The sequence below is a fragment of the Sphingomonas sp. CFBP 13706 genome (assembly GCF_014842355.1).
GTDB classification, from domain to species: Bacteria; Pseudomonadota; Alphaproteobacteria; order Sphingomonadales; family Sphingomonadaceae; genus Sphingomonas; species Sphingomonas aerolata.
The window spans coordinates 1-546 of the sequence record NZ_JACYVM010000075.1 but is presented as its reverse complement, the minus strand read 5'-3'; the positions used below and the strand labels follow the sequence as shown (position 1 = coordinate 546).

At 55.1% G+C, this 546-nt stretch carries 2 tRNA genes; both read right to left on the bottom strand.

What is annotated here, in order from left to right:
• Positions 1-120: 120 nt before the first annotated feature.
• A tRNA-Ala gene (locus tag IFS44_RS21720) sits at positions 121-196 on the bottom strand.
• A 57-nt stretch (positions 197-253) separates the two neighbouring features.
• Positions 254-330: transfer RNA gene (locus tag IFS44_RS21715), tRNA-Ile, on the bottom strand.
• Between the last annotated feature and the right edge of the window lie 216 nt (positions 331-546).

Here is a 546-nt window from a genome sequence, read left to right as displayed (position 1 = left end):
ACCCATTCACAATGTCAAATACGGGTCGTCTCGACCCAATCACCGTGCTCTCGCACGGGGAACCGTTTCTCTTCATCTCTAGGTTATGCAAAATAGCGTTCGCGTAAGCGTCTCAAACGATGGTGGAGCCTATCGGGATCGAACCGATGACCTGATGCTTGCAAAGCAACCGCTCTCCCAGCTGAGCTAAGGCCCCATGTTCGACGCACCAGATGGTACATACGAATATCGAGAATGTGAGACGCCAGTGCGTTGGTGGGCCGAGTAAGAGTTGAACTTACGACCTCACGCTTATCAGGCGTGCGCTCTAACCACCTGAGCTACCGGCCCGAACGCCGCGTGCCCGTCAGTCGCAGCAAAGCTGCGCCTTCTGAGGGCACCCATCAAAGTATTACTTTGATGGGACCCTGGGGCGCGCTGTGCAGCGCTGGCCGAGCTTGCCCACGTGCAAAATAGCTGACGCTATTTCGTCTCGTGGACTAACCTAGTGATGAAGGGACATGAGGACGGCGGCTAATGTTCTTTGGAATGGAAGAAGCTCTTCCC